7 protein-coding genes are annotated in these 11,074 nt (G+C 59.4%); 3 read left to right on the top strand and 4 right to left on the bottom strand.

Annotated features, from left to right (window positions below; all coding sequences use genetic code 11):
• Positions 1-207: 207 nt before the first annotated feature.
• The 3 genes from ADBZ9K_RS09525 to ADBZ9K_RS09535 are packed head-to-tail and all read left to right on the top strand — an operon-like array spanning position 208 to position 6,455.
• On the top strand, positions 208-687 hold the full coding sequence (locus tag ADBZ9K_RS09525) for an MmpS family transport accessory protein (RefSeq protein WP_526620863.1): 480 nt from the start codon (positions 208-210) through the stop codon (positions 685-687).
• Positions 684-3,563 carry an MMPL/RND family transporter gene (locus ADBZ9K_RS09530; RefSeq protein ID WP_526619821.1) on the top strand — a complete coding sequence of 960 codons (2,880 nt, stop codon included), beginning with the start codon at positions 684-686 and terminating at the stop codon, positions 3,561-3,563. Before ADBZ9K_RS09525 ends, ADBZ9K_RS09530 begins: the two co-directional genes overlap by 4 nt.
• The gene (locus tag ADBZ9K_RS09535) at positions 3,564-6,455 is read left to right on the top strand and encodes an MMPL/RND family transporter (protein ID WP_526619822.1); all 2,892 of its coding nucleotides are present in this window, start codon (positions 3,564-3,566) and stop codon (positions 6,453-6,455) included.
• 260 nt (positions 6,456-6,715) lie between these two features.
• On the opposite strand, the gene ADBZ9K_RS09540 is transcribed toward ADBZ9K_RS09535, so the two are convergent.
• From ADBZ9K_RS09540 to rfbA, 4 genes are read right to left on the bottom strand one after another with little or no spacing between them, the layout of a single operon-like run.
• Entirely contained in the window at positions 6,716-7,726 is a 1,011-nt protein-coding gene (locus tag ADBZ9K_RS09540) for a class I SAM-dependent methyltransferase (protein ID WP_526619823.1), read from the bottom strand.
• 3 nt (positions 7,727-7,729) lie between these two features.
• Complete coding sequence (locus ADBZ9K_RS09545; protein ID WP_526619824.1) at positions 7,730-9,190, bottom strand: sugar nucleotide-binding protein; 1,461 nt, start codon at positions 9,188-9,190, stop codon at positions 7,730-7,732.
• Between the two features lie 10 nt (positions 9,191-9,200).
• Positions 9,201-10,199, bottom strand: a complete 999-nt coding sequence (rfbB, locus tag ADBZ9K_RS09550) for a dTDP-glucose 4,6-dehydratase (protein ID WP_526619825.1) — start codon at positions 10,197-10,199, stop codon at positions 9,201-9,203.
• Positions 10,199-11,068 (bottom strand): glucose-1-phosphate thymidylyltransferase RfbA, encoded by an 870-nt coding sequence (gene rfbA / locus ADBZ9K_RS09555; RefSeq protein ID WP_526619826.1) that lies wholly within the window; start codon positions 11,066-11,068, stop codon positions 10,199-10,201. Before rfbA ends, rfbB begins: the two co-directional genes overlap by 1 nt.
• Between the last annotated feature and the right edge of the window lie 6 nt (positions 11,069-11,074).

Raw genomic sequence — 11,074 nt, forward strand, 5'->3', positions numbered from 1 at the left:
GGCGGCATGGTTAACTCTCCTAGCAATCCGGCCCTTGCACCGCGAGATGCTGTCCAGTTGCGGTGATCATGAGCGGGCTAGCCCGATTCGAGCCACGACGGCCGCAGAAGTGAAAGGTGGGAAAGGGTGGGTGCTGTGACCGAAGGCAGTTTGCCCGACGTTGAGCCAGCACACTACGACGACGTCGCCGCAGACGTCGAAACCGAGGTGCAGCGCAGAGGTTCCCGTAAGAAGCGCCGCGGTATCGGGACGGCGATTTTCGGGCTTCTGGCGCGGCTTTGGATCCCGTTGGTGGTTCTCGCCGTCGTCGTCGCGGGTGGATTCACGGTGTCCCGACTGCATGGCATCTTTGGCACCGACCACTCGATCTCTTACGGCGACACAAAGGCCGACGACAGCAAGCCTTTCAACCCCAAACGAATGAAGTATGAGGTCTTTGGACCGCCCGGGACCACCGCCCAAATCAGCTTCTTCAATGGAGAGGGCAGCCCGCAATACATCAAGGCCGCGCCGTTGCCGTGGACGTTGGAATTTCCGCTCGTCGGTGCGGCCGGAGTGGGAAGCGTCGCGGCGCAGGGTGACACCGACAGTATTGGCTGCCGCATCCTGGTGGACGGCGACGTCAAGGCCGAGAAGGTCTCCAACGAGGTCTCCGCATTCACGTCTTGCATGCTGAAGTCCGCATGAGCACCCAAACGCACGACCAGCGGCCGCCGTTCCTCCCGCGGACAATCCGCCGATTTGCGCTGCTCATCATCCTGGGATGGCTCGCTGTCATCGGCATTGTGAACTTCACCGTGCCGCCCCTGGAGTTGGTCGAGGCCCAGCATGCGGCGTCGTTGCAGGCCACCGATGCCCCGTCGTATGCGGCAACCCAACGCATAGCGGCGAATTTCAAGGAAGCCGAGTCCGCCAATGTCGGAATCATCGTCATCGAGGGTCAGCAGCCCCTCGGTGACGACGCCCATCGGTACTACGACCAGTTGATCCGCGCGCTCGAAGCCGACCCAGTTCATGTTCAGCACATCCAGAATTTCTGGGGCGACGCGCTCACCCAAGGCGCTGCCCAAAGCGCCGACGGTAAAGCGGTATACGTTCAGTTCAATCTCGCCGGGCAACCCGGCGCCCCGATAAGCAATGAATCCGTCGTTGCCGTCCAGCGCATCGTGGCACAAACACCGGCACCCCCCGGAATCAAGGCATATGTCACTGGCCCAGCGGCTGTCGTCGCGGATATGGGGAACAGCGGCGATCGGACGGTCACGACCATCACGATGCTCAGCATCGCGGTGATCTTCGTGATCCTGCTGATCGTCTATCGCTCAATCGTCACCACAATTCTTCTCCTTGTGGTGGTGGGAATCGAATTACAGGTGGCGCGGGCAATCGTCGCCCTGCTCGGCCATATCGGAATGATCGAACTGTCCACCTACGCCGTGAACCTTTTGGTGGCTCTCGCGATCGCCGCCGGGACCGACTACGGAATATTCTTCATCGGGCGGTACCACGAGGCGCGCCAGGCCGGCGAAGACCGAGAGAAGGCCTTCTACACCACGTACCGCTCAGTCGCTCCGGTGGTCTTGGGTTCCGGTTTGACGATCGCCGGCGCCGTGCTCTGCATGAGCTTCACCCGACTGCCTTTCTTCCGTGTGCTGGGAGTGCCGTGCGCCGTTGGTATCACGGTTTCGGTACTCGTGGCGCTGACGCTGTTTCCCGCGGTGCTTTCCATCGGAAGTCGTTTTGGAATATTCGACCCCAAACGGAATGCCACGACGCGCGGCTGGCGTCGAATCGGAACGGCGATAGTCCGGTGGCCGGTGCCCATCCTCACCGCATCACTGGCGGTCGCGCTGATCGGGCTCTTGACCCTGCCGGGTTTCAAACCCAGCTATAACGATCAGAACTATCTGCCACGGAACATTCCGGCCACTCTCGGACTCGAGGCCGCGTCGCGACATTTTCCAGAGTCGGCGATGCTGGCGCCCGACATGCTGCTGGTCGAGACCGATCACGATTTGCGAAACCCCGCTGATTTCCTGGTGTTGAACAAGCTGGCCAAAGCCGTCCTCGCGGTGCCAGGTGTTTCCAGGGTTCAGGCTGTGACCCGGCCGGAGGGCACTCCAGTCGCCCACTCGACGATTCCATACCTAATCAGCATGCAGCAGGCGTCGCAGAAGCAATTCATGGTCTTCCAGAACGCGCGCATGGACGATCTCCTCAAACAGGGTGAAATGCTTGGGGAAATGATCGTCGTGATGAAAAAAATGTACAGCCTCATGCAGCAGATGGTTGACACCACGAACCATATGGCGCAGACAACCCATGAAATGGAAGACATCACTCTAGACCTGCGCAATCACATAGCTGACTTCGATGATTTTATGCGCCCGGTTCGAAACTACCTCTACTGGGAACCCCATTGCGACAGCATTCCCTTATGCTGGGCGGTGAAGTCGTTGTTCGAAACTATCGACGGCATTGATGGCGTTGCAGATAAGTTGCGCCTCGTAGTGGCAGACCTCGATCAAATGACCGTGATCATGCCGCAGCTGCTCCAGCAGTTCCCTGAGATGCTCGCGATCATGGAAAGCATGCGGACCATGATGCTGACGATGCATAGCACCATGGCTGGAACGCTCGGCCAGGCAGACGACGGCATGGGCGATACCACCGCCATGGCAAAGGCCTTCGACACCGCGAAGAATGACGATTCGTTCTATGCGCCACCGGAATTGTTCAACAATGCCGACTTCAAGCGGATCCAGGACATCTTCATCTCACCGGATGGAAAATCCGTACGGATGATCATCTTCCAGAAAGGTGACCCTGCATCGGCCGAAGGCATGTCACGGGTTGACCCGATCAAGACAGCGGCCGAAGAGGCGCTGAAGGGAACACCACTCGAAGATTCCAAGATCTACTTGACGGGCACCGCGGCCACGGTGAAAGACCTGGTCGTCGGCTCTCGCTACGACTTGATGATCGCCGTAATCTCCGCGCTCTGCCTCATCTTCATCGTCATGCTGATCATGACTCGAAGTCTGATTGCGGCCATGGTCATTGTCGGCACAGTGCTGATCTCGCTGGGTGCTTCCTTTGGTCTTTCGGTTTTACTGTGGCAATACTTGATCGGAAGGCAAATTCACTGGGCTGTGCTAGTGATGTCGGTGATCATCCTTTTGGCGGTGGGGTCCGATTACAACCTGCTGCTGGTTGCCCGGATGAAAGAGGAGCTGGCCGCCGGCCTCAACACCGGCATCATCCGGGCGATGGCGGGTACCGGCAAGGTTGTGACAACCGCCGGTCTGGTTTTCGCATTCACCATGATGACCATGGTCGTCAGTGATCTGACGAGCATTGGCCAGGTCGGCACCACAATCGGGTTAGGTCTGCTATTCGATACCTTGATCGTGCGCGCATTCATGACACCCTCGATAGCCGCGGCGCTGGGTCGCTGGTTCTGGTGGCCTCAGCGCGTGCGACCACGCCCGGCCAGCGCGATGCTGCGGCCAACTGGACCGCGCCCGCTTGTGCGCGCGTTGTTGCAGGGCCAAGAGCACTAAGTGGCGGACTCCCAGGGCGACCGGCCCTTCATTGCACGTGCCATCCGCGCGCTGTCCGTACCGATCATCCTGGTGTGGATCGCACTGACGCTGCTGGTGTCGTTTGGAGTCCCATGGCTAGAAACCGTCGGGCGCCAACATTCCGTGCCGCTGGCCCCTGCCGACGCCCCTGCCGTGAAGGCCATGGAACGGATAGGGGCGAACTTCCAGGAATCCGACTCCGACAGCTTCGCCATGCTGGTGCTGGAGGGACAGCAACAGCTCGGCGACGATGCCCATACGTACTACGACGGATTGATCCGCGCACTTCGAGACGACCACAAACATGTGGAGCACGTGCAGGATCTGTGGGGCGATCGACTCACCGCGTCAGGTGCCCAAAGCGCCGACGGCAAAGCGGCCTATGTGCAACTAAACCTGGCCGGCAATCAAGGCACGACCTTGGGCCAGGACTCAATTGCTGCGGTCCGCAGCATCGTAGAACGAACGCCACCGCCGCCCGGCGTCAAGGTATTCGTGACGGGTCCCGCGGCGCTTGCTTCTGATACGCAGCACGCTGGTGACAGGTCTATTCTCAAAATGACTGTCATCGGCGCCGTTATTATTTTCTCGGTGCTCCTCTTCGTCTACCGCTCGATCGTCACGGTGATTCTCTTGTTGATCACCGTCGGTATCGAAGTATTCGCGGCCCGCGGGGTCATCGCTTTTCTCGCCGACAACAATTTCATCGTATTGTCGACCTTTGCGATCAATCTCCTGGTAGCCCTCGCGATGGCAGCCGGAACTGACTACGGGATATTCTTCTTCGGCCGCTATCAGGAAGTCCGCCAGTCTGGCGAAGACGTCGAAGCCGCCTACTTCAGCACCTTCCGCGGCGTCACTCCGGTTGTAATGGGCTCCGGACTGACCATCGCCGGCGCGATGCTGTGCCTCAGCGTCACCCGCCTGCCGATCTTCCAAACCATCGGTGTGCCATGCGCGGTGGGCATGCTTGTGGCAGTGGCGATCGCGGTAACGCTGGTTCCCGCCGTACTCGCGACCGGAAGTCGATTCGGGCTCGTCGATCCCAAACACCGGATCAAGACCGGTCGATGGCGCCGGATTGGCACCGCCATCGTCCGCTGGCCGGCTCCTATTCTCACCGCTACGCTAGCGGTCGCCATCGTCGGCCTCATCACCCTGCCCGGCTACCAGACGAGCTACAACGACCGCCTCTATATACCTGCCGATATTCCGGCGAATGTGGGGTATGCGGCTGCCGACCGCCATTTCTCACAGGCACGGATGATGCCGGAGATTCTGATGGTCGAGTCGGATCATGACATGCGCAATCCGGCGGACTTCTTGGTGCTGCATAGGCTTGCCAAGGCTATATTCCGGGTTCCCGGAGTGTCTCGAGTGCAAGGCGCCACAAGACCTGAGGGAACGCCCATCCAGCACACGTCGATCCCGTTCATGATCAGCATGCAAAATGCGAGTCAGTCGCAACAGATGAAGTTCATGAAAGAACGAATCAACGATATGCAAAAAATGACCGACCTGATGACTCGGCAAATTGCGATCATGAAGCGTATGTATAGTTTGAACTCGCAACTCAATGACGTGACCCACCATTCCGTAATCGTGACTGGCGAAATGGCGCTACTCGTCAGCGAAATGCGAAATCATATAGCCGATTTCGATGACTTCATTCGACCAATCCGAAATTATCTGTATTGGGAGCCGCACTGCTACGACATTCCCCTCTGCATGGCAATACGGAGCTTGTTCGAAACGATGGATGGCCTCGACGGCATGGGCGATAAATTGCAGGAAATGATGGTCCACATGAAGACCCTGGACAGGCTCATGCCGGAAATGCTGGCAACTCTACCGAGGCAGATCGCCATCCAGGAAGCCATGCTGACCATGATGCAAACGATGTACGCAACCATGTCCGGCACGATCGACGCCTCTCAGAGTGCGGGCGAGAGCACCAATGCCATGGGACAGGCCTTTGACGAGGCCAGGGACGACGACTCGTTTTTTCTGCCGCCGGAGGTTTTCGAGAACGCGGACTTCAAGAAGGCGATGAGTTCTTTCCTCTCACCTGATGGCAAATCGGCGCGCTTGATCATTTCCCACAAGGGCAATCCGGCGACACCCGAAGGCATTGCACTGATCGACAAGATCAAGACGACAGCCACGGAAGCACTCAAGACAACACCGCTCGAAAGCGCCAAGATCTACCTCGCCGGTACTGCGGCGACGTATAAGGACTTCAACGATGGATCCCGCTATGACTTGATGATCGCGGGTGTCGGCGCACTCTGCCTTATTTTCATCATCATGCTCGTTATCACGAGGAGTTTCATCGCGGCACTCGTCATCGTGGGCACGGTGGCATTGTCATTGGGTTCGTCATTCGGTCTGTCGGTATTGATTTGGCAATACATCCTCGGCATCAAATTGCACTGGATGGTGCTTCCGATGTCCGTGATCGTCCTCTTGGCTGTCGGTTCTGACTACAACCTGCTGCTGGTATCTCGAATGAAGGAAGAAATCGGCGCCGGTATCAAGACGGGCATCATCCGAGCCATGGGTGGCACCGGCAAAGTGGTGACGAATGCGGGCCTGGTGTTCGCCCTCACGATGTGCGCGATGGCCGCCAGCGATTTGCAGATCATCGGCCAGGTCGGCACCACCATCGGTCTTGGGCTGCTATTCGACACCCTTGTCGTGCGGTCGTTCATGACACCGTCGATCGCCGCGCTGCTCGGCCGGTGGTTCTGGTGGCCACAGGTTGTTCGGCCTCGGCCCGCAAGCTTCATGCTTCGCGACTCAGGACCGCGTCCAGCGGTGCGGGCGCTGCTCCAGCCGCACGACGACCGCGCCGAGTCACACGCAATCTGACCCCGTTAACGCCGCGACGCCCTCGGCTTCCGCAACTTCACCGCCTCCGGTGGTGCTCACCACTACTGCACAGCGGCGCACAGCACCGACTCGCAAATGCACCCTGAACCACGAAGAGCCACCAACCTCACCGCCGAGGACTCCACTACCCGGCGACTTCCGAAGAGCCCGGCTCAATGTCGGCAGCGGCAGTGTGCGCTAACTTGAGCCAAGTCGAGCTCAAGATAAAACCAACCACCAAACAACTTCAAGCACACCCGCTACGGAGTCATTGTGCCAACTCTTTGGATGTATAACGACCCCGGCTCACGGTCATCGGAAAGAAACGGACACTTCGACCTTAGAGCACCGTAATGATGATGCTTCAGAAAATTGAGAGCACCAATCAATTTCCACTCACTGTTTAAGGTGAGAAATGCCTCGACAAGATATTGTTCGTTCCAGAATCTTACTTCGTCGACAACCCATCCAGCCGGATAGTCCTTCGGAGTAAAGATATCATGGATGTGAACAATGACGCCGTCGTTAAGTTGCGGCAGTAGCTGCAGGTATTCAAAGAGCACGTCACCACGAGGTCGGATTATATGCGAAGAGTCTATGAACAGGATATCGTTTGCCGCGAGGTCGTGGAACATTTGGACGTCACAGTCCTCGACTCTTGCACGTATGACCGTAACGCCATCCATTTCATCAAGCCATCCGTGTTCGTACGGCTCGATTAGGATATGTTCGCATTCATATGCCGCGTCCTCCTGCTTATTGGCGTCCACCGCGCGCCGCGCCATCTTGGTAGAGAAGCCGCTCCCGATTTCGATAATGCGGGCTGGCTTCTTGCGTCGTATAAGGCTGTACCAATATTCCGCATCACCAGACTCGAACACACCGTTGTCCATGTAGAACTCGTCGCCTTGCCCCCGCGTTCGCGACAGGCCAACTAACTCGTTCTGATAGGAAAAAGAGTCGAGTAGTTGCAGCTGAGCCGCCACATTTAGGTCAATTCCCGGCAGATCCCTGTCCTCCGCCAATAGTTCACGCAACGCGGCGTTACGAAACGCCGGCTCATAATAATGGTCCCACACCGGAAACACGCCGACCCGCATCAGTGCCGCCTTGGAACAAGGTAGATTCTGCACGCCGGCCATTCGCACGAACTTCAGGAGGATTGCGGAGATATACACGAATGGCGACAAGACGACATCGAGCACCGACAAAATTGCCAAGGATACGCGCTCGACGGACCGACGCAAGGCTTCTACCATGTTGGTGGCCATGCTCTACCTCTCCTCGCCGACTGAAATGCCTGCTTGCTCGTTTGCTTCGCACATTTCCAGGCGAACGTATTCCTCCAGCGACTGGCCCGCATCAACGGGCACAAAACCAGTCGACTCGATCTTCGTCAGGTCCAGCACACCGCTGGCCGGGCGCGGCGACACAGGATTCGTGGACTGGCTGAAGTATTCGGTGGTGGACACACCGCTGACCCGGTTCGGATCATGACCCGCCAGCTCGAAAGTGCGCCGAGCCACATCAGCCCACGAGGTCACCGGACCCGACCCCGTCATGTTGTACGTACCGAAGGGCGCCCGCGTCTGGAGAAGGTGCCCGATCGCCCGGGCCAGCTCTGAGGTGAATGTCAAGCGGCCGACCTGGTCGTCGACCACCGCCGGGTCGACACCTTTCTTGGCGAGAGACATCATGGTGCGCACGAAGTTTCGCCCATCGCCGATCACCCACGAGGTGCGGAGAATGTAGTGCCGGTCCAGTGTGCTGATGATCTGGTCACCGGCAGCCTTCGTCTGCCCGTAGACGCCGAGCGGGGCCATCGGGTCGTCCTCGCGGTAGGGCCGTGTCGCCGTGCCGTCGAACACGTAATCGCTCGATATGTGCACAACGGTGAGCCGGTGCGCCGATGCGACGCGCGCCAGATTCGCGATACCGGTGACATTGGCGGCCCATGCCGCGACACGGCCTTCCGCGGTCTCGGCCGCGTCCACCGCGGTGTAGGCCGCGGCGTTGATGATCGTGTCGTACTCACGCCAGTGTCGCGCCGCACCGAGATCGTCAGATGTGAGATCAAAGCCAGGAAGGTCGACAAACTCGACGTGCGACGCACTTCCGTACGCCGCCTGCAGAGCGCGACCCAGCTGCCCACCGGCACCGATCACCAAAGTCTTGCGCTGCCGGACGGGAACAACCTCAGACAGCGGCCCTTGCGCGCGATCCTTGGCAGACAATTCGGCCTGCTCCAACGGAATCGGCCAGTCGATGGCGATGGTCGCATCGGCGGGGTTCAGCGATGTGTAGACACCGTCGGGTGAGTAATGATCATTGACCAGATAGGTGTATGCGGTGTTCGGCTCCAACGTCTGAAATCCGTTGCCAACGCCTTGCGGGACAAAGACCGCGCGCGACGGATCGAGCTCCGCGGTGACCACCGTGCCAAAGGTCGGGCCCTCACGCAGATCCACCCACGCACCAAAGATCCGTCCAGACGCCACCGAAATGTACTTGTCCCACGGCTCAGCATGAATACCGCGCGTCGTGCCGACAGCAACATTGAACGAAACGTTGTTCTGCACCGGCCCGAAGTCGGGCATTCCAGCAGCCACCATTTTTTCGCGCTGCCAGTTCTCCTTGAACCAGCCGCGGTTGTCGCCGTGAACCGGCAGTTCCCAGATGGTCAGACCCGGAATGGCCGTGCTGACCGCGCGCAGCGTCTTGCCGAGCTCCGTCATCACTCCCCTGTCATTGCCCAAGTCGGGCGTAGAACGCCTCGGTGGCGTCTTTGGCGGGCGCCCACCACTCCTCGTGATCGCGATACCACTCGATGGTCGCGGTCAGACCCTGCTCAAAGTCGGGATATCTTGGCCGCCAACCGAGTTCGTCGCGCAATTTGGTCGCGTCGATCGCATACCTAAGGTCATGACCACTGCGGTCGGGGACGTGGTCGTACGCGTCGGCGTCGTGACCCATGATCGTCAGGATCAGTTCGACGACGGCCTTGTTGTCTTTCTCGCCGTTCGCACCGATCAGATAGGTCTCCCCGATGCGGCCCGCTTCCAGGATCCGCAGCACCGCCGACGAATGGTCATCGGCGTGGATCCAGTCCCGGACGTTGCGACCATCGCCATACAGTTTGGGGCGAGTGCCACGCAAGACATTCGTGATCTGGCGCGGAATGAACTTCTCGACGTGCTGGTACGGGCCATAGTTATTGGAGCAGTTCGAAATCGTTGCCGCCACACCATAGGACCGCATCCAGGCGCGCACCAACAGGTCGCTACCGGCCTTGGTCGAGGAATACGGCGACGACGGATTGTAGGGACTGGCTTCGGTGAACCGGCTCGGATCGTCCAGCTCAAGGTCGCCGTACACCTCGTCAGTGGAGATGTGGTGATAGCGAACGCCGTACTTGCGGACGGCTTCGAGCAAGGTGAACGTACCGATCAGGTTGGTGTGCAGGAACGGTTCGGGATCGTCGAGTGAATTGTCGTTGTGGGTTTCGGCCGCATAGTGCACGACCCCGTCGGCGGAGGCCACGAGCTTGTCCACCAACTCCGCGTTGGCGACATCACCGTGTACGAAGGAAACACGCGACTCGGGAAGGCCGGCCAGCGACTCACGGTTACCGGCGTAGGTCAGCTTGTCCAGCACAGTGATGTGATGGTCGGTGTGCCCCACCGCGTAGTGCACGAAGTTGGACCCGATGAACCCGGCACCCCCGGTGACGAGAAGCTGCGCCATCACGCACCCCTTTCCAGCAGGTCCAACAGGTAGCGTCCGTACCCTGACTTCACCAGCCTATCGGCCCGGTCACGCAGTTCGTCGTCGGTGAGAAAGCCCTGCCGCCAGGCGATCTCCTCGGGCACCCCGATTTTCAGACCGGTACGCCGTTCCATGGTCCGCACGAAATCGGCGGCGTCGGTCATCTGGTCGAACGTCCCGGTGTCCAGCCACGCCGTCCCCCGCGGCAGCACCTGCACCCGCAACCGTTCCTGCTCCAAGTAGGCGCGATTGACATCGGTGATCTCGTACTCCCCACGATCACTCGGCGAAAGCCCCCGGGCGATCGCCACCACGTCGTTGTCGTAGAAATACAGACCCGGGACCGCGTAGTTGCTCTTCGGCTGCTTCGGCTTCTCCTCCAACGACACCACCGTTCCGCCGGCATCGAATTCCACCACCCCGTACGCCGAGGGCTCGGCCACCCAGTAGGCGAAGATCGCGCCGCCGTCGACATCGGCGAAATACTTCAACTGAGTGCCCATCCCAGGCCCATACAACAAGTTGTCACCGAGCACGAGGGCGACCTTGTCGGTACCGATGAAATCAGCACCAATGGTGAACGCCTGCGCCAGCCCGTCCGGAGCTGGCTGCTGGGCGAACGTAATCGACACACCGAACCGCGATCCGTCCCCCAGCAGCCGCTCGAAGCTGTCGGCATCATGCGGCGTCGTGATCACCAGGATCTCCCGGATACCCGCCAACATCAGCGTGGACAACGGGTAATACACCATCGGCTTGTCATAGACGGGGATCAACTGCTTGGAGACGCCCTGGGTGATCGGATGGAGGCGCGTACCTGAACCCCCGGCCAGGATGATTCCCCTCATGCCGTC

Origin of the sequence: Mycobacterium sp., assembly GCF_965229265.1 — a bacterium.
In the GTDB taxonomy this organism is placed as follows: domain Bacteria; phylum Actinomycetota; class Actinomycetes; order Mycobacteriales; family Mycobacteriaceae; genus Mycobacterium.

Coding starts and splice junctions, on each gene's coding strand:
- ADBZ9K_RS09530 (WP_526619821.1), top strand. CDS start 684: ATGAGCACCCAAACGCACGACCAGCGGCCGCCGTTCCTCCCGCGGACA.
- ADBZ9K_RS09540 (WP_526619823.1), bottom strand. CDS start 7,726: ATGGCCACCAACATGGTAGAAGCCTTGCGTCGGTCCGTCGAGCGCGTA.
- ADBZ9K_RS09545 (WP_526619824.1), bottom strand. CDS start 9,190: ATGACGGAGCTCGGCAAGACGCTGCGCGCGGTCAGCACGGCCATTCCG.
- rfbB (WP_526619825.1), bottom strand. CDS start 10,199: ATGGCGCAGCTTCTCGTCACCGGGGGTGCCGGGTTCATCGGGTCCAAC.
- rfbA (WP_526619826.1), bottom strand. CDS start 11,068: ATGAGGGGAATCATCCTGGCCGGGGGTTCAGGTACGCGCCTCCATCCG.